This is a genomic window from Rhodococcus sp. no. 34, assembly GCF_054589475.1.
In genome coordinates, this window is sequence record NZ_BAAILK010000046.1 from 907321 (window position 1) to 929411 (window position 22091).

General features: G+C 61.8%; 21 protein-coding genes and 1 other RNA gene. 3 read left to right on the forward strand and 19 right to left on the reverse strand.

The window, feature by feature from the left end:
* Positions 1–15: 15 nt before the first annotated feature.
* From ACYP01_RS25485 to ACYP01_RS25565, 17 genes are all read right to left on the reverse strand, one after another.
* Positions 16–993 (reverse strand): ABC transporter permease, encoded by a 978-nt coding sequence (locus tag ACYP01_RS25485; RefSeq protein WP_054831917.1) that lies wholly within the window; start codon positions 991–993, stop codon positions 16–18.
* A gap of 5 nt (positions 994–998) precedes the next feature.
* Entirely contained in the window at positions 999–2603 is a 1605-nt protein-coding gene (locus ACYP01_RS25490; RefSeq protein WP_315873043.1) for an ABC transporter substrate-binding protein, read from the reverse strand.
* Positions 2604–2811: 208 nt separating this feature from the next.
* Positions 2812–3696: a LysR family transcriptional regulator gene (locus tag ACYP01_RS25495; protein WP_054826112.1), complete on the reverse strand. Its 885-nt coding sequence runs from the start codon at positions 3694–3696 to the stop codon at positions 2812–2814.
* Between the two features lie 94 nt (positions 3697–3790).
* Positions 3791–3985 carry a helix-turn-helix domain-containing protein gene (locus ACYP01_RS25500; protein ID WP_459683028.1) on the reverse strand — a complete coding sequence of 65 codons (195 nt, stop codon included), beginning with the start codon at positions 3983–3985 and terminating at the stop codon, positions 3791–3793.
* A complete protein-coding gene (locus tag ACYP01_RS25505; RefSeq protein ID WP_459683029.1) occupies positions 3942–5426 on the reverse strand; it encodes a PucR family transcriptional regulator in 1485 nt (494 codons plus the stop codon). Before ACYP01_RS25505 ends, ACYP01_RS25500 begins: the two co-directional genes overlap by 44 nt.
* Before the next feature lie 91 nt (positions 5427–5517).
* Positions 5518–6258 (reverse strand): DsbA family protein, encoded by a 741-nt coding sequence (locus tag ACYP01_RS25510; RefSeq protein WP_459683030.1) that lies wholly within the window; start codon positions 6256–6258, stop codon positions 5518–5520.
* Positions 6259–6300: 42 nt separating this feature from the next.
* Complete coding sequence (locus ACYP01_RS25515) at positions 6301–6789, reverse strand: MauE/DoxX family redox-associated membrane protein (protein ID WP_003942318.1); 489 nt, start codon at positions 6787–6789, stop codon at positions 6301–6303.
* 25 nt (positions 6790–6814) lie between these two features.
* Complete coding sequence (locus ACYP01_RS25520) at positions 6815–8068, reverse strand: MFS transporter (protein WP_003942326.1); 1254 nt, start codon at positions 8066–8068, stop codon at positions 6815–6817.
* 42 nt (positions 8069–8110) lie between these two features.
* Positions 8111–9748 (reverse strand): phosphoglucomutase (alpha-D-glucose-1,6-bisphosphate-dependent), encoded by a 1638-nt coding sequence (pgm, locus tag ACYP01_RS25525; protein ID WP_321999717.1) that lies wholly within the window; start codon positions 9746–9748, stop codon positions 8111–8113.
* Positions 9749–9845: 97 nt separating this feature from the next.
* On the reverse strand, positions 9846–10190 hold the full coding sequence (gene crcB / locus ACYP01_RS25530) for a fluoride efflux transporter CrcB (protein ID WP_019747865.1): 345 nt from the start codon (positions 10188–10190) through the stop codon (positions 9846–9848).
* Positions 10187–10564, reverse strand: a complete 378-nt coding sequence (locus ACYP01_RS25535; RefSeq protein ID WP_021334356.1) for a fluoride efflux transporter FluC — start codon at positions 10562–10564, stop codon at positions 10187–10189. The genes crcB and ACYP01_RS25535 overlap by 4 nt, the downstream gene beginning before the upstream one ends.
* 23 nt (positions 10565–10587) lie before the next feature.
* On the reverse strand, positions 10588–11391 hold the full coding sequence (locus ACYP01_RS25540; protein WP_099697432.1) for a DUF1295 domain-containing protein: 804 nt from the start codon (positions 11389–11391) through the stop codon (positions 10588–10590).
* A complete protein-coding gene (locus tag ACYP01_RS25545; RefSeq protein ID WP_459683031.1) occupies positions 11388–12704 on the reverse strand; it encodes a class I SAM-dependent methyltransferase in 1317 nt (438 codons plus the stop codon). Before ACYP01_RS25545 ends, ACYP01_RS25540 begins: the two co-directional genes overlap by 4 nt.
* Positions 12701–13990 (reverse strand): SAM-dependent methyltransferase, encoded by a 1290-nt coding sequence (locus ACYP01_RS25550; RefSeq protein WP_158170461.1) that lies wholly within the window; start codon positions 13988–13990, stop codon positions 12701–12703. The genes ACYP01_RS25545 and ACYP01_RS25550 overlap by 4 nt, the downstream gene beginning before the upstream one ends.
* Entirely contained in the window at positions 13987–14730 is a 744-nt protein-coding gene (locus ACYP01_RS25555; protein ID WP_042450068.1) for a DUF1365 domain-containing protein, read from the reverse strand. Before ACYP01_RS25555 ends, ACYP01_RS25550 begins: the two co-directional genes overlap by 4 nt.
* Positions 14721–16001, reverse strand: coding sequence for an NAD(P)/FAD-dependent oxidoreductase (locus tag ACYP01_RS25560; RefSeq protein WP_221741973.1), 1281 nt, complete (start codon positions 15999–16001; stop codon positions 14721–14723). Before ACYP01_RS25560 ends, ACYP01_RS25555 begins: the two co-directional genes overlap by 10 nt.
* Entirely contained in the window at positions 15998–16630 is a 633-nt protein-coding gene (locus tag ACYP01_RS25565; protein WP_459683032.1) for a dienelactone hydrolase family protein, read from the reverse strand. Before ACYP01_RS25565 ends, ACYP01_RS25560 begins: the two co-directional genes overlap by 4 nt.
* A 53-nt stretch (positions 16631–16683) precedes the next feature.
* Between ACYP01_RS25565 and ACYP01_RS25570 the strand changes: the two genes are divergently transcribed.
* The 3 genes from ACYP01_RS25570 to ACYP01_RS25580 all read left to right on the forward strand — a co-directional run bounded on the left by ACYP01_RS25570 (position 16684) and on the right by ACYP01_RS25580 (position 19979).
* Positions 16684–17505, forward strand: coding sequence for a GNAT family N-acetyltransferase (locus ACYP01_RS25570; protein WP_459683033.1), 822 nt, complete (start codon positions 16684–16686; stop codon positions 17503–17505).
* A gap of 108 nt (positions 17506–17613) precedes the next feature.
* Positions 17614–18897, forward strand: a complete 1284-nt coding sequence (locus tag ACYP01_RS25575) for an HNH endonuclease signature motif containing protein (RefSeq protein WP_459683034.1) — start codon at positions 17614–17616, stop codon at positions 18895–18897.
* A gap of 92 nt (positions 18898–18989) precedes the next feature.
* Positions 18990–19979: an alkaline phosphatase family protein gene (locus ACYP01_RS25580; RefSeq protein WP_459683035.1), complete on the forward strand. Its 990-nt coding sequence runs from the start codon at positions 18990–18992 to the stop codon at positions 19977–19979.
* 101 nt (positions 19980–20080) lie between these two features.
* On the opposite strand, the gene ssrA is transcribed toward ACYP01_RS25580, so the two are convergent.
* Both ssrA and ACYP01_RS25590 read right to left on the reverse strand, forming a co-directional pair.
* Positions 20081–20451: a transfer-messenger RNA gene (ssrA, locus tag ACYP01_RS25585) on the reverse strand.
* 66 nt (positions 20452–20517) lie between these two features.
* Entirely contained in the window at positions 20518–22074 is a 1557-nt protein-coding gene (locus ACYP01_RS25590) for an SDR family oxidoreductase (protein ID WP_277376900.1), read from the reverse strand.
* Positions 22075–22091: the final 17 nt, after the last annotated feature.

A 22091-nucleotide genomic window follows, 5' to 3' on the forward strand; every position in this document is an offset into this window, starting at 1 on the left:
CTCATCTCGACCATGTCAATTCTCCTTGAGGGCAGAGCGTGGATCGAGCAGGACCAAGACGATGTCCACCAGTAGGGTCACCAGCAGAACGATCAAGCCGTAGACAATGATCACTCCTTGAGCGACGGGGTAGTCCTTCCCGCGTATCGACGCAACGATCGTCTGACCCAGACCCGGCCACGCGAAGATCGTTTCCACCAGAACGGTTCCCGCGATCAGACCGCCGAGCACAAGTCCACCTATCGTCAGAGCAGACGTCAACAGATTCGGTAGTGCGTGGCGCAGATAAAGGCGCGACGACGACATTCGTTTCGAACGTGCTGTCCTGATGTAATCCTGATCCAGCACGGTCAGCGTCTCCGCTCGCACAATTCGTGACATGGCCGCGATACTTCCGATCGACAGTGCAGCGACCGGCAGCACGTACGACTCGACTCCCCCTCTACCTGCAACGGGAAAAACGTGCGTCGAGATCGCGAACACGTAGACCAGACACACGCCGATCAGGAATTCCGGGACCGCGGCGACAAATCCGCTGATCGAGGAGTATCCGAGTTCGAGTCCTCGCCGACGACCACCCCGGGTGAGCGCGGCAGCTACCAGACCTATCGGAACGGCAAACAGCATCATCGTCACCAAAGCCAGAACTGCCAGTTCCAGCGTCGCCGGCAGCCGATCCGAGATGATCGCTCCGACTGGTTGCTGCAAAGTGAACGATTCACCGAGATCACCGGTCAGCAAACCCTTCCAGAAAAGCACGTATTGCTGCCACAGTGGCCGGTCGAGTCCCATCTCGCTGCGACGAGCCGATACAAGATCCTCGGTCGCGTTGATACCCAGCGCATTACGAATCGGATCACCCGGGATCAGACGAATCATGAAGAACGAGATCGTCACGAGTACAACCATCGATATGAACAGGCGACGGATGCGCCGACCGAGGAACGTGACCCATGCGGCGGACGGCCGCGGCAAGTTCTGTCGTGTTGTCATCTGCGCTACCGCAGGACGCGTATCGACGCGCCAGGCACGACGCCGGCAAACGGGTTGCTGAGAGAAACAGCACCGTTGAAGTACATGTTGTTCGGGGCAACTGCAACGGGAACGACGTCGACACTGTCGAACAGCGCTTGTTCTGCCTGCTTCCACAACGGACAGGACTCCTGTCCCGGCAACGAGACGGCCTTGGCCACTGCCTCTGAATACTTGTTGTTGTCCACGAAGGCGAAGTTGGTGCCGCCCGGAGGAACCGGCCCCGAGAAGTAGGCGGGGAAGGTTGTCGGAGTGTTGCTTTGAATGGTCAACCCGACAGCGACCCCCCATGCACTTCGGTCCGTCGCCGAGAAAGTATTGGCGAGAACGAAACTGTCGTCTCCCCCTCTGAGCTCAACTCGTGCGCCGATCGCTTCCCATTGCTTCGCCAGATACTCGGCAGCGCCGGCCTTGGCATCAACTGAATTGATGTACACCACCGAGATCTCGAGCGGTCGACCGTCCTTGGATCGTTTACCGTCAGCGCCCGCCACCCAGCCGGCAGCGTCCAACGTCTTCGCTGCGGCTGCCGAGTCTACCGGCGGGAGTGAACCCTGGACGCTGTCATACCGACAGGCTCTCGGCTCGATTACGGCCAACGACTGTGCGCGTTCACCTTTCGAGGCAGTCGAGATCTTCGTGTACGCGTCGAGATCTGCAGCCTGCAGTAGTGCCTTCCGCACAGCCTGATCGGCAGTGGGTATGCCGTCGAACTGGTTGAATATGAACTGATCGGTCATCGTCTCGTACGACCTTGATTCGAGGCCGGCGGCATCCATCCGCTCCTCGTCTGCACCGGTCACGGTAGCCGCGTTGACGCCTTTCGAGAGTAGCAAGTTTGCCGTCGTACTCGGATCCGTGACGATTTTGATCGTCACGGTCCTCGGCACTCCGACTGTCTCGGAGGTAGTTTCACCGTTGGGCCCCCACCTGTATCCGTCGCGACGCTTCAGAGTGATGTGATCGTTTGCCACCACTTCGGTGATCTCGAACAGCCCGGTGCCGTTGCTGGCCGTCTTCACGCTGTCGGGATCGGAGAGCGCGCCCGGGCACGCGAGCTTCAACGATCCGATCGAATTGAACAGGAACGGTGCGGGTTCAGAAGTCTCCACAGTGACGGTGTTTCCCTGCGCGGTCGCGACTGACGAATCCGGAACCACCTTGCCCCGTAGCGACGAGCCGTTGACCGGGTCGGCTATCCAGTTGATGTTGTCCGCAGCAGATCGAGCTGTGAACGACGTACCGTCGGCGCATGTGATTCCCTGGCGCAGGGTGTAACTCACCTTCTGCGGTAACTCTTCCCAACTCTCGGCCAGATACGATCTCACCTGGCCGGGAGTTGTTTCGATGTCCACCAGGGAGTCGTAAGCGTATGCGCCGACGATCTGGGCGGCAACCTTGTTGGTTACCAACGGGTTCAGATTACCCGGGTCCTCCTTGATGACGGTGACAAATGTTCCGTCCAAAGCATATTCGCCGGAATTCGAGCCGCCGGAAGCACCGCCACACGACGTTACCGACAGTGCACCTGCGACCACGACGGCCATCGTGCACGCTGATCGAGCTTTCATGGGGTCTGCCTTGCTGTTGATTGATCGGACACCGGCTGACAGTTGCTGTTGGACAACGACTTAGCTGGGCTGCCAGCCGCCAACGTCTGCTTGTCCACTAATGTTGGCCGAGTGATCCGTTGGTGAAAAGCGACATTTTCCGGCTGATTACGTTCGCAATTTTCGAACGATCACCGTGGCCACCGCTGCCGCGCGCGCCGATTCAGGTTCAGTTGGCAGCGGCGGCAAAGGCCGCTTGACAGGTCAAGATCGCCGGGTGTGCACTGCTTCCCGATCTACTCGCCATGAAGAGGCTTCGTGAGTAGAACTCCGGTTCGCCGATCCGAACGAGAGGTAAGGACGACGTGGATCCGACAAAGAGCAGGTCGGGAAGGAGCGCGAGCGCCAACCCCGCTTCGGCCAACCTGCGATGCACTACGACGTCATCAGTCTCGTACGGCACATCCGGTTCGAAACCTGATGCACGGCAGCGCTCTACCGCCCAAGCACGAGAGGCAGCGCCGACCGGTTCCATGACCCACACTCGATCCGCGAATTCCGACAAATCCGCTGCCTCGCCTTCGCGTTCGCCGGCACCCGCCAGCCTGATCGGATCACGGGTGAGCTCGACCATCGACACATTCGTCGGGCGAGGCAGAAGATGGCCGGGATACTCCTCACCGACGACCAAGTCGAAATCGTGGAGTAGTTGAGGCAACGCCTGCTCGGTTTCCGCCTGCGCGAATTCGATGCGCAACATCGGATGTGCGAGCGAGAGTGCACTCAGCACGGAAGGCAACAGGGCAAGCGCCGCAGTCTGGAACAACGCGATTCGTACTGTTCCGCTCAACTCGTGCATCGAATGCGCTATCTCCGCTTCCGCTGTCTCGACTTGGAGCAGAATCGCCTCCGTGTGCCTGACGAGAATCTGTGCCTGGGCGGTCAGACGCAGGCGTCTCCCCACAGGTTCCAGCAGGGGAACGCCGATCTCAGTCTCGAGTTGCGAAAGCTGTGCAGATATTGTGGACGGACTGTACGAAAGAGCCTGTGCAACAGCAGCGATGGTCCCACGGTAGTTGAGCTCGCGGAGCAGGGTCAAGCGATGCAGATCCACAGGTCTCCCTCATACTCTGACAAGCTCACCGCACAGGCGAATTGATCGATTCTCGCATTCGAAGGGCCAGGAATACTTGAAGTCAACATTCTGATCATTGAAGGTGCCGTATCCGCAGGTGAACCATCAGGCGAAACCGAGTGTCGGCGTCGTCGAGATCGAAGAGCTGCAGACTTCGCAACTTACCCAAACGGTACCGAAACGTGTTGGGGTGCACGTGAAGTGATGCAGACGCCGCTCCGATGTCACCGAATGCGCTTAACCACGCCTCGAGAGTCGGCAGGTACACCGTCGAATGTTCGTCGTCGTGGCGCGCGATAGCCGTGAGCGGACCCAAGAGAGAAAAGCCTTCGGCAGGCGGACTCCCGTGACACCTGCAACAGCAACGCGTCGACGTACACCGACCGGAAGGTAGCCACGCATCCTTCGATGCGTCGCGTACGTAGAACATCGAGCGCATGATCGGCGTCGCGCCGCGATCGTCCGAGGTCCTCTGGCCGGGACATGACTCGACCGACGCCGAGGATTGTGTCGTCATGAGCTCGGACGCGTTCGAGGAAATCCGACGAGATGCGTGCGGCATCCGCGTCTGCGCCGTGCGATCTACTGGGAAGCGCCACCACTGCATATCCGATGCCGTTGATCATCGCGACTACTGACTGGCCGTATACCGCTCCTAGATGTACTGCGAAGGCATCCACAAGCCGCCCGAGATGAGCGGTCCCGTCTGGTCTGTCACGGTGAAGGCCCGAGCGTCTACCCAGCGCGATCACCATCGCCGAACCCGAGCCGAGCCCGGCGCGTTCCATAGCCGATGTCGCAGCGGAACCACCTTCCACCAGATCCGCAAGCAACTCCGATTGTCGCCGCTTCACAGGATCGGCAGCCGTGCGAAGTTCGATCATGCGAACTGCGACAAGCTGAGCCGAATCCGCCAACGCGCGCGTTCGAGCAAGTGTCAGGTTGCCGTCGACGGCAGCCCACATCGATCCCAGGTATTCGTCGCCGGCACGAATGGCGACCGCGACACGATCGAGGCGAGTACCCAGTGACGCGCCCGAGATCCATACCGGTTCTCTACTGCGGTATATCTTGTCGAAAATGCCGGCTTCTTCGATCAGCCGAAGGTATTGGTCGGGGACCTGCCGCTCCAGAACGGTCGCAATCCGGGAATCGTCACACTCGTCCTGCCGACCGGAGAACGCGATGACGTGAGAATTGCGATCCTCGACTGTGATGGGTGCATCCAAGAGAGCGCTGACCGCATTGGCAAAGGTGAACAGATCTCCGTCCGAACCGTCCGACCGACCGCAGGCACTCGATCCTCGCGCGGACAACGCTCGCTGGATCAGTCCGGTCAGGTCTGCCCAGGAAGTACCACGCAAGGCAGACAACACAGTGACGCCATTCCACGAGGCGACTTCGCCATCTACGGCGCCCGGGTCACACCCGCCCCGGACCACCACAACCTGAACGCCGGAGCGGCGCAGCAGGGCCGCCGTCGAAGCGATGTTCGCCTGTCCCTCGACTCCGACGAGAAGAACCACGGATCTGGGACCGAGTTCGGACTCCACACCGGGCTCGTATATTGCTACCGATCCGACCTCGTGTGAAAGGTCCGCTCCCCGAGGCGCCGTGAGAATCGACGTGCCGACATCCTCGAGGAGCGCACTCAACGCCACCGTGCGCTGCGGAATTTCGTACGACTTCACTCGTTCGGCAGTTTCCATGAATCAATGTTGATCGACCAATTGATTCGTGAATAGCGACAATAATCGCCCGATATCGTTCGGAATTATCGAAGCGTCTGGTGGACCATCGTCAGGAGAGCTTGGAAACCCAGTCGCTGCTGCCCGTGTCAACGATCTTGCCGTTCGCCACTACCGTGGGCGTCCCGTTCGACCCGACATCCTTGAGCGCCTGGCTGGCGGCTGCGGCATTGGCCGCGGCGGCTTCGACGTTCATACCGGAAGAGATGCAGGTTGCCACGTCCTCGGATGCGCCCGCATCACGAGCGATCTGGGCGAGGTCGTCGTTGGTGTGGTCGCTGCTGCCGCCCTCGGCCGGCTGCGTGTCGGTCGCGAAAAGCTTGTTGTGGAATGCGGAGTACGCGATCGCGTCGCCGCCCTGAGCAACGCAGAGCAGAGCGGCGCCGGCCCGTGTGGAGTAGTCACCGCTGCCCGACGCCCGGTTGAGGAAGTTCAGCATGTGGTACCGCACGGCGACGTCACCGTTGTCGACAGCGGCCGCGAGAGCCTGGCCACTGAGGTGTTCGAGAGCAGCACAGGCCGGGCACAGCGGATCCTCGAAGAGATCAATGGTTGTCGCGGCGGAGGGCTTGCCGAGCAGCACCACTCCGTTGTCCTGCACCGTGACGGCAACTTCGGAACTCTGCACGGAGCCGTAACCGTCGTTCTGGGGCTTGTTCTTGCTGTTCGTCCACAAGACACCGCCGATGACGAGGGCCGCGATCACGAGCACCGCGAGGCCACCGATGATGTAGGTGGAGCGGCTCGAGACCGGTTCCGGAGAGTATTTGTTCTTGCTGCTCTTGGTGCTCACGCTGATGCAGTCCTTCGTGCGTCGAAACGATTTACCGATTGCTTACCTTGCCACTGAAGACTGAGTATCCACTGAGAACGCCGCGCGTGATCCGGGCCCCAACGCGAGTGGCGAACGCGGGAACACGAGCAGCCAGACGGCAAGTGCCAAGAAGCCCAGGTCGCGGAGAATCTCCTTCGAATAGTCCCAAGCGCCGACGTCGGCTGCACCTCCGCCGCCGAAACATCCGCAGTCGATGGACAATCCCCTGGCCCACACCGAAATGATCACCGCAATGAGAACCGTGAGGATGACCACCGAGACTGCAGCGGATGCTCGCACCGCCAACCCGACGAGGATCAGCAGGCCCAGGACTATTTCGACCAGGGGAAGAGCCGTCGCCACCGGACCCACCAGTGACTCGGGCAATAGTTGATAGGCGCGCACCGCGATCTTCGTCTGAACGGGATCAAAGAACTTGAGTCCCCCGGAAATCAGCCAGACGGCCGCCAAACCCAATCGGGCCACAAGACTCACGATGCGAATTGCCACCCGATCGAGAGTACAGAATGCCCGGTCAGTCCAGGTTTGTCCGCGCAGGAGTATCCGTTAGCACCGTCACATCAGTCAGATCTTCTACAACGGATTCGACAGGCTTCGTTCGCGACGGGACGAACAACCACCCCGTCGCCGACACGACAACGACGGCTCCCATCACTGCGAAGGCCGCCGAGTACGAAACATGTTGGGCGATCAGCCCGGCACAAATCGGCGCCACTACCCCACCGATGTCGGACATCATCTGGAATACCGCCAGAACGGGTCCACCTCGGGCCGTCGATCCGACAACATCGGCAACCGCGGCCTGCTGGGCCGGACTCATGAGGCCGGAGCCGACACCAGTCACTGCGGCAATGGCGAAGAACACCACGAGGTTGTCGGTGAATCCCATTGCGATGGTTCCCAGACCGCAGATGAGTAGGCCGCTCACGACAAAGGGCTTGCGTCCGAAGCGGTCCGAGAGTCGTCCGGAGACGATCAACACCAACGCATTGCCGACGGCGAAGATCGTCAGGGCGTAGGCCGCAATCGAGGGGTCTCGGCCGAGGAACTCGACGACGAACAGGGGAACCATGGCAACGCGAACTCCGAAGATCACGCCACCGAAGGCGAGGTTCGATCCGAGCGCTGCCCGGTACACCGGAGACTGGAGGCCTTCTGTGAGAGTCATCGACTTCACATCGACAGCCTTGTCCGGTGACGCCAAATGAGATCCACGCAGGCTCACGAAGACAACGAGCGCGGCGATCACCAACGCAATTGCGTAGATGATGAACGGCATCCGCAGACCGAACTGCAACAGCGCACCGCCGACCAGCGGGCCGCCGATCGATCCCATGAGAAAGCTTGTCGCGTACAGACCCGACACGCGGCCGCGACTGTCCGACGGTGACATGCGAATGATCAGCCCGAGGGCCGACACCGTGAACATGGTCGACCCGATGCCGCCCAACGACCGGAACAGCAGAAGTTGCCAGTACTCCCCCGCGAAAGCGCACGCACCGGTCGAGACCGCGACGATGAGAAGGCCGACGATGTAGACCGGCCGCTCACCGAGTTTCTGTACCAAAGTGCCGCTCATCGGCGCGAACACCAACCGCATGAAAGCGAAAGACGAGATCACGATCGTGGCGGCGGTGACCGATACGTCGAAGCTGCGCGCGAACTGAGGTAGTGCCGGGGCGACCAACCCGAATCCGAGGGCGATGACGAAGCTGGCGGCGACCAGTACCCAAATTTCCTGTGGCAGCTTGGCTGCACGAGTTTTCATGTCGCCCGGAATTCTAGCCGGGCGACATGAGCGGTCCGCGGGCTAGTTCGCCTTCAAGACGCCGGACACCAAGTCCTTGGCCGCTGCCTGGACCTGAGCCAGATGATCGGCGCCCTTCATCGACTCGGCATAGATCTTGTACACGTCCTCCGTGCCGGACGGCCTCGCTGCAAACCACGCGTTCTCCGTCGTCACCTTGAGACCACCGATCGCCGCGCCGTTTCCGGGCGCGGCAGTCAGTGTCGCGGTGATCGGTTCACCCGCCAGCTCGGTTGCACTCACCTGGTCGGGAGACAGTTTTGCCAAGACTGCCTTCTGTGCGCGTGTCGCGGGCGCATCGATACGTGCGTACGCCGGGCTCCCGAACTTCTCGGCCAACGCGGCGTAGTGCGCTGACGGAGACTTTCCCGTCACCGCGGTGATTTCCGACGCGAGCAACGCAAGGATGATGCCGTCCTTGTCCGTCGTCCAGACGGAACCGTCGTGTCGGAGGAAGGACGCGCCGGCGCTTTCCTCGCCGCCGAATCCCACAGACCCGTCGAGCAATCCGGGAACGAACCACTTGAACCCGACCGGAACCTCGAGCAATTCGCGGCCCAGGCTGCTCACGACACGGTCGATCATCGAGGAACTCACGAGGGTCTTGCCGACCTTGGTATCTGCGCCCCAACCTGGCCGGTTCGCGAACAGGTACTCGATGGCAACGGCCAGATAGTGATTCGGGTTCATCAAACCGCCGTCGGGAGTGACGATGCCGTGGCGGTCGGAGTCCGCATCGTTTCCGGTCGCGATGTCGTAGCGATCCCGAATCCCGATCAGCGACGCCATCGCGTCGGGCGACGAGCAGTCCATGCGGATCTTGCCGTCCGTATCCAGCGTCATGAACCGCCAGGTCGGATCGACGAGTGGATTCACCACTTCGAGGTCCAGTCGGTGAGTTTCGGCAATCGCGCCCCAGTAATCGACGCTTGCCCCGCCGAGGGGGTCTGCACCGATCCTGATTCCGGCATCGCGGATCGCGTCGATGTTGAGGACACTGGGGAGGTCTTCGACGTAGTAGCGGAGGAAGTCGTAGCGTTCGACGCGGTCCAGCGCTTGTGCCGCCGTCACACGCCGTACCCCGGAAAGCCCCTTGCGCAGAAGCTCGTTCGCTCGATCGGCGATAACCGACGTCGCATCCGTGTCCGCGGGCCCACCGTGCGGCGGGTTGTATTTGAAGCCACCGTCACGAGGCGGATTGTGTGACGGTGTCACGACGATGCCGTCGGCCTTGGCCTCCGGGCCCGTCGAGTTGTATCGCAAGATCGCGTGACTGACAGCCGGGGTGGGAGTGTAGGCGTCGCGTGAATCGACGAGGACGACGACGTCGTTGGCGACCAGGACCTCCAAGGCCGACAGCCAGGCCGGCTCCGAGAGCGCATGTGTGTCCCGGCCGATGAACAGCGGGCCGTCGATTCCCTGCGAAGCGCGGTACTCGACGATCGCCTGGGTTGTCGCCAGGATATGAGCTTCGTTGAACGCCGAGTCGAGACTGGAACCGCGATGTCCTGAAGTGCCGAAAAGTACCTGCTGCATCGGGTTCTCGGGATCCGGAGTGCGCGTGTAATACGCGGTGACCAGATGAGGAACATTGATCAGATCCTCTGGCAGAGCCACTTGTCCTGCTCGTTCGTGCGCCACGAATCCCCCTCGGCCCGGTGGTCGACCACTGTGTCGACGCGACTGTGGACAATTGTCTACCCTGGCCGCGTGGCGTGCACGCTCGGCGCCGGATCCGTCAATCCGTGATCTGGATTCCCAACCACGCAGCGGACAGTCCGACGATCAAACTGACGACGATGTAGATCAGCGAGAGGGCCGTCTGGCGCCTCTCGACCATCCCGACATTCTCGTTCGCAAAGGTCGAGTAGGTGGACAAGCCACCGCAGAATCCGGTCGCCAGAAGTGCGGCCATCTCGGTGGAAAGAGCTGCCCCGGTGAACAATCCAAGGAGGAAGCAGCCGATCACGTTCGCGGCGAACGTCGCAGCCGGGAATCCCTTGTACGCGGGCACATACCGCGCCAACAGGTACCGGCCACTCGCACCAGCGCCGCCGCCGAGCGCCACCAGGAGAACTGTCATGCCGGCGCGCCGTCCCGCGCGCGGATCCAGCGTTCACCGAGCCCTTTGCCCAGTGCAGCGGCGAGGATCGCGGGAATCAGCGTCCCGAGTACATAGAGAATCGATCGCCACGGACTCTCCGTCACAGCGTGAACCGCGAAGGACGAGAAAGTGGTGAAGCCACCACAGAACCCGGTGCCGAGAAAGAGGTACCCAACCTTGTTGTGGACGAGGAGGGCCGCGAGAACACCCAGAACGAACGAGCCGACGACGTTGATGACCAGTGTCGTCCAGATGTGGGGAAAGAGCTCCCCAAGCCCGTATCGACTCAGTGCCCCCAATGCTCCGCCGACGGCGACCGCTCCCACCGCACCCGGCAGCTTCAGATCACCCATGCTCTCGCCTCACCCGAAAGAGCCTACGTCCCGGATCGGGCTTTCGGCGGGCGCGGAATGAAGTAACTTGTCCGCTGCTGATACTCGCGATAACCCGGACGCTGTTCCATATGTCGCTCGAGCAACCGCGCACCGGTGGCGAAGACCAGGAAGTACGTCATGGCGATCGGCGAGAGGACAGTCAACACTCCCGGCCACACGGACGCCGAGACGAGGAAGATCCCCCACCAGACGCATGCGTCGCCGAAATAGTTGGGATGCCGCGTCCACGCCCACAAGCCTTGATCCATGATGTGGCCACGGCTACCCGGATCGGATTTGAATTCCTCCATCTGCCGGTCGCCGACCGTCTCGAACGTGACGCCGACAATCCACAGCACGATTCCGAGCACAACAAGAAGCCCGAAGCTACCGTTCGATACTGCTGCGACCTGGATCGGCAGGGAGACGAACCACAACGAAATCCCCTGCGTGAGATAAATCTTGCGGATCGCATACAGCGTTCGATTACCCGTCGCTCGTCCGAGCATTTCTTCGTACCGCGGGTCTTCACCCTTGCCGCGGGATCTGATCGCCATGTGCGTCGCCAACCGCAGACCCCAGATCGCCACCAGCGCAAGCATCAGCAACCGGCGCCAGATGTCGCCGGTTCCAACTACCGCGGACACGAGCGCGATCAGAACGAAGCCGGCGCCCCACGACACGTCGACAACATTGTGCCGCCCGATCCGTACACCGATGGTGGCTGTCACTGCCATTCCGACGGCGATCGCCAACAGGCTCGTGAGCGTGACCACTCCGAATGCGCCCCAGTCGAATCCGTTCATCGCCGCGACACCCACTGCGGCCGGACCGATTCCATATCCGATCGACCATCACCGTGCGGCCGGACCGACAGAATCTGATCGACGCCCATCCTGCCGTCCCGAAATGCCATTCCTCCGCCGACGAGGTAGAGACGCCACACCCGGGCGACTTCGACACCCACGAGATCCACGACGCGATCCCAGTTCGATTCGAAGGTCTCGATCCACGCGTCGACGGTCCTCACGTAGTGCTCACGCAGGGCGTGGACGTCCCGCACTTCGAGTCCACCTTCCTCGATCATCGCAACAGTGCGACCGACGGGCCGCATGTACATGTCCGGCGCGATGAACGACTCGATGAACGGACCTCCCCCGGGGTGCGGGCCAGTGCGGGACATCTGCTGAATCAGCACACGGCCACCGGCAATAACATTGTCGTGGAGCGCTTTCACGTAGGTCGGATAGTTGTCCTCACCGACGTGCTCACCCATCTCGATGGACGCGACCGCATCGAAGGGACCGTCTGGAATCTCTCGATAATCTTGGAGGCGAATCTCGACCCAGTCTTCCAAACCGAGCGCGCGGACCTTCGCGTCGACAAAAGCCTTCTGCTCCGCCGAGATCGTGATTCCGACAACCCTGGCGCCGTACTCCCGCGCTGCATGCAGGCTGAGCGAGCCCCAACCACAGCCGACATCGAGAAACCGCAAGCCTCGCGCTCGATCGAGACCGACCTTGCGGCACACCAGGTCCAGCTTGTCTGACTGTGAGTCTTCGAGCGTGTAGTCCGGTGCATCGGAAGTCCAATAGCCCGAGGAGTACGCCATGTTCTCATCGAGGATCAATTGGTAGAAATCGTTCGACAAATCGTAGTGGTGCCCGATCGCCTCGCGGTCGCGGGCGAGGCTGTGCAGGCGCCCCTTCACCTGAGCCTGCGACGCCGGCGGAGCCAAAGGTCTCCCGAAAGCTCCGAAGGATCGCGCAGCCTTGACCGCGGCCAAGACGAGCGACGGTGTCGGGGTAATCGACCCGAGCCCCCGCTCGGCAGACACCTTCCACACGTGTGTGAGTGCATCGCCTAGATCGCCCTCGACGTCGAGTTCACCGAGAACATATGCCTGCGCAGCCCCCAACTCGCCGGGATTCCAGAGCAAGCGTCGCAAAACGTTCGGGCTGTAGAGCGTCACTTTCGGAGCATCTTCCGGACCTGCTGTGCTGCCGTCCCATGCAGTCAACCGCACCGGAAGTTCGCCGCCGACAAGTGGACTGAGGATGTCCGAGAGACGACCCGCAACGCCGGTACCTTGTGTCGTTCGATCCATTGTGGCAGTCATCGCTGGTTCCTCCGATCGAGAACAATTTGCTGGACGTCGAGATACCCCGACCGAAACCCCGCCTCGGAGTAGCAGAGATAGAAATGCCACATGCGCGCGAACACTGCGTCGAACCCGAGCGCGGACGCCTCGTCGGTGCGAGCGCTGAATCGCTCGTCCCACAGTCGCAACGTCTGCGCGTAGTGATCGCCCATCGACATCCGCTCCCGCACCCGCAGGGTTGTCATGCGCTCGGTGACGTCCTCGATCGCCCGCACCGACGGGAGAAATCCGCCGGGGAAGATGTACTTGTGCACCCAGGTGTAGGTGTTGCGGGTCGCGAGCATTCGATCGTGCGGCATCGTGATGGCTTGGATCGCCGCGCGCCCACCCGGCGCCAGCAGGGCGTCGATCGTCTGGAAGTAGCTTCCCCAGTACTGGTGGCCGACGGCCTCGATCATCTCGACCGACACAACGGCGTCGTACTCCCCCTGTACCTGCCGATAGTCGAGAAGGTCGACCTGAACGCGATCTGCCAGTCCCGCAGCGCTTATCCGCTTCGCTGCCAATTCCTGCTGTTCGACCGAAAGTGTCACCGAGCGCACCGTCGCTCCCCGTTGGGCAGCTCGGATCGCCAATTCTCCCCAGCCTGTGCCGATTTCGAGCACTCGCGAACCGGGTCCGACACCTGCGCCATCCAGCAGTCGATCGATCTTCCGATGCTGCGCCGCTGCGAACACGTCCCACGACGGGGTCGCTCCTACCGACAGATCCTCGAAGAGAGCACTGGAATACGTCATGGTGTCGTCGAGGAACAGTTCGAACATCTCGTTCGAGAGGTCGTAGTGCCGGGAGATGTTCGAGCGCGTGTTCTGCGTCGAATTCCGCTCACTGCGAGGCTGCTTCGGAATGTAGAGGCCTCGTAGCCGCTGCAGGAAGTCGGGAATGAGCGTCGCCACGCGGGAGGCGAAGACTTCCAGGACCGCAGTGAGGTCGGATGCTTCCCAATCGCCCGCCATGTACGACTCCCCGAATCCGATCAAACCACTGTCACCCACACGAGCAGCGAAGTCGTCTGGGCGGTGAATGACCATCAACGGCGAATCGGGGCTACCGCCACCGGAGAACTCACCGTTGGGCATCTGGACGCGCAGCGGCAAACGTGCGACCGCCTTGTGGAACAGGGCGCGGGCAACCGGTGATGCAACCCGCACTTTGAGCCCACTCGGCACGGTGGCGACGCCCGGCCACCGCTCGGTTTCGATCGCGTGAGCGGAAGGTTCGGTGCCGAGAGTGGTTGTGGTCATTGCACTGCCTCCTGCGGGTGATGTTGCGGTCGGGGAACGATGGGTAAGCGCCTGGCCCACAGCCGGATTCCTTGAAATCGGATCTGCGCGGCGACTCGGAGCGGAGCCAGCGGGATGGCGAGCGCACTGCGCACGATCTCGCGCGTCGTCGCCGGCACACAACGACCGGACACCGTGGCCACGAAGGGCGCCTTGCCGTCACGGGCCAGAACTATCGAGAGCGCGAGCGCGGTGTCGGGTAGCGGAAGTCGCATCCGGTACTCGCCGTCCAGATCGTTGAACGGAGATACGTAGAACTCTTTGGACGTGCGAACCGCGCCACGTTCGTCGGTTTCGAGCAGGTAGCAGTGCCGTTCGCCGTAGGTGTTGTGAACCTCGGCAACGACGCACCGCTGACTGCCGTCGTCGTTCAGACACCAGAACACACTCAGCGGGTTGAACACATGGCCGAACACACGCGCGTTCGCAAGCATGAGGATGCGACCGCCGGCGAACTCCAATCCGTTGGTTGCCAGAAAAGTCTCGACGTTGGCACGAATCGATCGAGTGGGGTCGCCGAGGTGATCCCCGGCGTCGAACTTCGCCAAGGGCCGCAAAGCCTTCGGAAGCTCGGGCAAATCGTCGACGTCGACGAGCCAGCTGTAGCTTCGGTACTCGAACTCGTTGTGCAACGGCTCCGTTCGTACGTGTCGGATGCTCGTATGAACGATGGACGGCGTGATGGGTGCAGTCACGGCCACCGACCTCCGACGCGTTCGGCGGCGCGCAGGCCGGACAGTGCGCCGTCCTCGTGGAAGCCCCATCCGTGGTACGCACCGGCAAACGCGAGCACGTCCGAGTCCAACTCGGGAAGCCGCGCTTGAGCGGCGACGGAGGTGGGTGTGTACTGCGGATGCTCGTAGGTCATCTGATCGATCACCGAGTCCGGGGACACCATCTCGTCTCCCCCCAACGTCACCAGGTAGCGCCGACCGGTCTCCGGCAGCCGCTGCAACCTCGTCATGTCATAGCTGACCAGAACGTGATCCGGCTTCGCGTTGCATTCAGGGATGTAGTAGTTCCACGACGCGCGCGCATTGGTGTTGCCGGGCAGCACATTTTCGTCCGTGTGAAGTTGGGTGTGGTTGACGGAGTACGGCATTGCGCCGAGGACCTGGGATTCGGCAGGCGTCGGATCCGCCAAAATCTTCAGCGCTTGCTGCGGATGCGTTGCGACCACGGCTGCGTCGAAGGTCTGGATCTGGTCGTCGCCGTCACGAATGTCGACGCGATCGTCGAACCGGTGGACGGCGCGAACCGGCGTGTTCAGGCGGATGTCCCCGATGCTTTTGGCGACGAGACGAACGTATTCGCCCGATCCACCGGTGACTGTTCGCCAGGTAGGCGATCCAGTGACGCTCAGCATTCCGTGGTGATCGAGGAACGAGAACAGGTACCGCGCGGGATATTTCAGCGCCGAGCCGGGATCACACGACCAGACTGCCGACACGAGCGGAGTCATGAAGTGAGCGGTGAAGTAGTCGGAGAACCGGCCGCTGCGCAGAAACACTCCCAGTGTCTGGTCGGGTGCCGACGGATCCGTGTTGTCGAGCAGGGCGCGGGCACGGCGATGGAAGCGCTTGACCTCCATCAACATGGACAGAAAGCTGCCGTTGACAAGGAGCCCCGGCGTCGGGAGAACGCCGCGCAACCCTTGGCCTCCCGAGTACTCGAGCCCGCAACCCCCACACCTGACCGACATACTCATGTCGGATTCCTGCGTAGGCACATCGAGTTCTGCGAACAATCGCAACAATGTCGGATAGGTGCGATCGTTGTGGACGATGAACCCCGTGTCGATGGCGAGGCTTCGCCCTTCCGGGTCGGTGACCGAATGGGTGTCCGCGTGCCCGCCGAGCCGTGAATCCGCTTCGTAGAGGGTGACGTCACTGTCCTTACTGAGCACCCACGCCGCTGTCAGACCTGCGACACCACTACCGACGACGGCCACCTTGCGCTTGTCGGAACTCATCGTCGTTCTCCCATCTTTGTTGCGGCTACCCCGCGACTCATTCCTGCGATTGCATCCGCGACGAGGCGATGCCAAGTCGCCGCCCGACGGAGCATGAAGTGGCCTGCGCCGTCGATGCCGATCCATTCAGCGCTCTTACCCGACGCCTGCAGTTCGTCGACCTTTCGCCGCGACACCTCCGGATCGGTCCAGGAGTCAGCCGTGCCGTGAAGGACTGACAGTGGTGTGTCCGAACGCAGATTCACCGACGTTCCATCGGGCCACCACGGCGCCAGCGCGACCACACCGACCACCGCCGGATCGCCACATAGTTCGGCGGCGACCCGTCCGCCCATCGAGTGCCCCAACAGGATCACCTGAGCTTGTGAATTACGTTTCGTTATCGCGTCGAGTGCGGCGCGGGCGTCGGCGACCGGACTGCGCTCCGCACCGTTCCAACCTCGAACTCGATAGCGAGCCTGCACCGCTTTCACACCGGAGAGGCGAAGCTGAGCGGTGAACGGGCGCATCCGAAGGTTGGACAGGTGCCAGGCGCGAGCCGGGCGATGGCTCGAGACCTTTCCTCCAGGCAGGACTAGCACCACCAGGTGCTGGTCACCGTCCTGCTGTTGCCGTCGGTTGGGCGTCATGCATGGCATTCGGAGCCGAAAACCATTTGGATGGGGTTCGTAGAATTTCTTTTGTGAATCGTGAAGCACTCGTCGGTGACGTCCTCGACGCCATGGACGCCAACTTGGTTTCCCATGCCTGCCACCTGCATGAACACTTGCCGACTGCATCGGTCACGGTCACTGCGGATGTTGTCGTCGCAGACAGCGGCCTCGCCGACGACACTTTCAACATCATCGCTGGTGCGCGCTTCGCTGTACCTGCTGCTGAAGGCCCGGAAGAAGACCGACGACTACTCGACGTACTCGCGTGGCTTCGAGCAACCGGTCGTCCGTTCTCCTGGTGGACAGGTCCGCGCGACAAGCCCTCTGACCTCGGCGCTCGCTTGTCAGCCCTCGGCTGCGTGCGCTCCGAGGAAGAAAGAGCGATGACGGCAGACTTGGACGCCGTCCCACGCCCAACGCCTGTCTCAGAACTGTGCGTTCAGCGAGTGACGACTCGTTCGCAGCTCGCCGACTACGCCGCCGTGATGGCCGCCAATTGGTCGCCGCCCTCAATCGCAGTAATACGTTTCTTCGAAGACACCGCCGATGACATCCTCGATGAGCGCTCGCGGAGTTCGTTTGTCGTGGGATACGCGAACTCCCAGCCTGTCGCCGGAGCCGAGGTCCATTTTGCCGCCGACGTCGCGGGACTGTACGGCGTCGTCACACTCGAAACGGCGCGCCGACGCGGATTCGGCTCGGCGGTCACCCTTGCCGCACTCGACATCGCCCGCGAGCGAGGTGCCCGAACAGCAGTACTTCAGGCGTCCAGCGACGGCGCACAGCTCTATCGAAACCTCGGCTTCAAGGATGTCGGCACCTACGCCGAGTACTCGATCGGCAGCAGTTAGACGTCCCCGCGGGGACGCTTTCACCCCGTATCCGTGAAGGTGTCGGCACCCACATCTACCATCGAACGTACATTCGAAATGATGTCGAACGCGAGCCGGGGGGCAACCATGAACGCAGCATTAACCGAGAACGCAGCACTGATCGATGAAGATACGCAGGGTTCCAACCGAGACGACGTGGATCAGCTCGGCTCGGAAATCTGCGCCCTCGCCGGCCAGATCGCCGCGGCCACGGCTCGATTCCTTACCCTCCTGTCAAAATTCGACGAAGACCGCGGCTGGACCGGCCCTGGACTTCATTCGTGCGCCCACTGGCTGTCGTGGAAATGTGGAATGAGCCTGCACACCGGCAGGGAATATGTTCGCGTCGCCAAAGCGCTCCGACCTTTGCCCGAGATGCGGAAGGCCTTCGAGCAAGGCCGGCTGTCCTACTCGAAGGTTCGCGCACTCACCCGGGTCACGACGCCGTCAAACGAACAGCAGATGGTTCGGTTCGGATGCGAGGCGCCCGCAGCCCAGATCGATCGTCTCGCCGCAGGTCTGCGTAAAGCAACCGACAATGAATCCGGCAAAAGCAAAGCGCCCGAACATCTTCAGGTCCGCTGGCATTGGGACTCGGATACGGGCGAGTTTGTCATCAAAGGACGCCTGCCCGCACAGGACGGCGCCCGAATCCTCGCAGCATTGGCGGTGGCGGAACGTGAACGCACCCGAACCGCTGCCATCCGCCCTGTCGACGAGAAGGCTACAAAGAACCCGGCCGGAAATATCGGACCAGGACTCGTCGCGATGGCAGAGCTCGCCACCGCCGCAGTCACAGACCGCACGTCCAAGGCCGCCGCGAACGAAGTTGTGTTCTTCCACGAAGCGAACACCGTCCGCGTACCGAGTGGACCCGCGCTCCCCCAAAGTGCCGCCGAGGAAGTGCTCTGCAACGCGAAACTTCGCCTGGGAACGACAAAGGAGGGATGCGTTTTGAATCTGGGCCGAAGGACCCGCGTCGTCAGCGCCAAACAAATGCTGGCATTGAATTACCGCGACGGATGTTGCCGCACACCGGGTTGCGGGCGGACTCGCTTCTTACACGCACATCACGTGAAATTCTGGGGACGCGGCGGAAATACGGACTTGGACAATCTGATCATGCTGTGCGGCACCTGCCACCGCGCGCTGCATGACGGCCAGTTCACGATCACTACTCTCGGCGAGCAGAAGTTCGAGTTCCTTTACGCCAATGGTGACGTCATCGACCCAGCACCACCGACCGAGGGATTCGCTGATGGCCTACTGCGCGGAGACATACCCGACGACGCGATCATCCCAAGATGGGACGGCGAGCCCCTTCACCTCGATCACGCGGTCAGCGTCATCCTCGACGGTTGGGCCGCCTGAGGAAACATTGGTCTAGTCCAATCTGAATCTGCCGTGAACAACAGGACAACCCTCACATCCAGGTAGTGCAATTGGTCTAGTCCTATCGCAAGATGCTTAGCGTGACCAAGAAAATCGCACGCACCTCAGCCGCTATCACACTCCTCCTCGCCGGCGCTGTTGCTGCCGGAACTGCAACTGCTGCAGCAATTCCCGGATCGTCCGACCTCAATCCGTCGGCCGCCGAGAAGACAGTTGTCATCGGCCTCGACGGCACTATGCTCAGCCACATCAAGACCGCCGACGCTCCCCGCCTCCAGAAGCTGATCGCCGAAGGAACCAGCGGAGAATCTTCCATCCTCGGCCACACCACCATCTCCGGACCGTCGTGGTCGACCATCCTGACCGGAGTCTGGGACACCAAGCACGGTGTCAAGGACAACACGTACGCAGGCGCCCGCTTCGACCTCTACCCGAGCGTGTTCACACGGTTGGAAACAGCACAGCCCTCTCTGCTCACCGAGTCGATCTCCACCTGGGGCGGCATCGACAACATCGCATCCAGCGGCACGCCGAAAGCCGACGTTGTCGTCACCACTGCCGATGCAGGTTCCGGAGCGGCCACCGACGCTGCGACGGCAGACGCCGTCGCCCGCGACATCACAGACAAGGGACCTGACCTGATCTTCACCCAACTCGATCAGGTGGACGGCGCGGGACATAGCGGCGGCACCAACGGCGCTGCGTACGAAGAGTCCATCGCCTCGGTCGATGCTCAGGTGGGCAAGATTGTCGATGCCGTCGATCAGCGCGCAGCAAAGACCGGTGAGAAGTGGACCGTACTGGTCACTGCGGATCATGGGCACAAGCCCATCGGCGGGCACGGCGGTCAGACACCCGCGGAAGCAACGACATTCGTCATAGCACGCGGCTCGGGATACGCGGCCGGTACGAACACAGACTCGTACACGATCGCCGACATCACCCCGACAATCCTCCAGAGCCTGGGCGTTGCATTGCCTACCGATTTGGACGGCAAGCCGCTGGCCAAGGAAGCTCCCGGCTTCGTCGGCTCGGTCGACCTGGGATTCTTCGGCTCCTGATCGCAAGAAGTCCCGAGCGCGGCAGCAAAGCGCCGCAACAAAACAGCAGCAAGGCAACAAAAAGGTCGGGCCGGAGAGCGTGTGCTCTCCGGCCCGACCTGTTGTGGAGCTGCCGGGAATTGAACCCGGGTCCTACGTTGAATCGCTAGGGCTTCTCCGTGTGCAGTTCGCTAAGTCTCTACTTGGATCTCCCAGTCTCGCGAACAAGCCAGGATGACGATCCCAGTCACTGTTTGATGTCCCATCCGACTCCGTGACCGAGCCGAACAGTAAAGCCCTCTAGCTGATGCCAGGAACCGGGTCGAGGGCAACCCCGGGCTGACAGACACGCTTCGCTACTTAGGCAGCGAGAGCGTAGTCGCGCTGATTGGAATCGGCGCTTATAGGTTTGCAGCGACGCTTACGGTGGTCTCTTGCCTGCACCGACACGCTTCCCCTAACTCAACACACGCAGTCGAAACCGTTCAGCCCCGTGTGTGCCCCGCGTCTTTCGTGGGGCTATTCACTATAACGCGCCGAAGTTCGGAAGTCATACCAATTAATCGGCGGCACTTTCCGTGTCCTTCGCCCCAGCTGATTCCTGCACCCCAGCCGTTTCCTGCACTGCAGCCATCTCACGCTCGGCGGCACCAGTGATGTTGGTGATCATCCCCTGGAAGACGACTCCATGGAAAGGCAGGATCGAATACCAGTACGCCCGACCTGCGAGCCCGCGAGGGAAGAAGACCGCACGCTGATCGAGGTGCGAACCCACCGGCCGTCCGTCGGCACCGGCTGGGCCTTCTGATACTCGCAACTCCAACCATGCTCCGCCGGGGACCTTCATCTCGGCTCGCAGACGGAGCAACTTGCCTCGGTCGATTTCTTCGACCCTCCAGAAGTCCAGGGCTTCACCGGTGTTGAGCCGACGGGGATCGCGTCGACCTCGGCGCAGTCCGACCCCGCCGACCGCGCGGTCCATCCACCCCCGGATGGCCCACGCCAAAGGGAATGAATACCAACCATTCTCGCCGCCGATCGACTCGACGACCGACCAGAGGGTTTTCGGATCCGCAGCACAGTCACGTTCGCGGTGGTCTACGTAAACTGCCTCCCCTGCCCAGTCCGGGTCGGACGGAAGAGGATCGGACGGCGCTCCCGCGATCGTCGCACCGGACCACGCCGTCTCCACCTCACCGGTCTCGATCTTGCGAAGCGCCAAACGCACAGCTTCCCGGTACGGCGTGAGGCCCTCAGCGGGAGGCGGGATGAAGTCGTCGATGTCGTGGTTGTGCATCACCGCGTCGTTCTGCAGTGATTCGATCAGTGGCATCGCCAAGCCCCGTGGGATCGGCGTGACCAATCCCACCCAGTGACCTGCCAGACGCGGGGTGAGGACCGGCAAGACGAGGATGCGTCGGCGTACCAATCCTGCGACGTCGGCGTAGGTGTTCATCATCTCGCCGTACTGCATGACATCGGGCCCACCGATGTCGAAGGCGCGGTTGACCTCCGGCGTCGTCGCCGCGGCTGCGATCAAATAGTGGAGTACGTCACGCACTGCGATCGGCTGAATGTTGTTGTGCACCCACTTGGGTGTGGTCATCACCGGAAGTCGATTGGTCAAGTGGCGCACCATTTCGAAGGACGCCGAACCCGATCCGATCACCACTCCAGCTTGGAACACAACCGTCGGAACCTCGGAGTCGAGCAGGATCCGACCGACTTCGAGCCGGGACTGCAAGTGAGTCGACAACTCTCGGTCGGACGGATGAAGCCCGCCCAGGTAGACGATCCGTCGCACCCCCGCATCGCGGGCAGCGGCGGCGACGTTCTCCGCGCTTCGCTTGTCGATATCCGAGAACGACCCTCCCCCACCCATGGCGTGAACGAGGTAGTAGACCACGTCGATATCGTCGAAAACACCTGAGAGGGTGGCACTGTCGGTCAGATCCCCACGCTTGATCTCCACGGAATCATGCCAGGGAACATCGCGTAGTTTCTCCGGGCTGCGCACCACCACTCGAACGCGGTGGCCCTCTTCGACCAGGCGAGGGGCAAGGCGTCCGCCGATGTATCCGGTCGCACCCGTGATCAACACTCTCACTGCGTCCATCACCCCACGCTACGCAC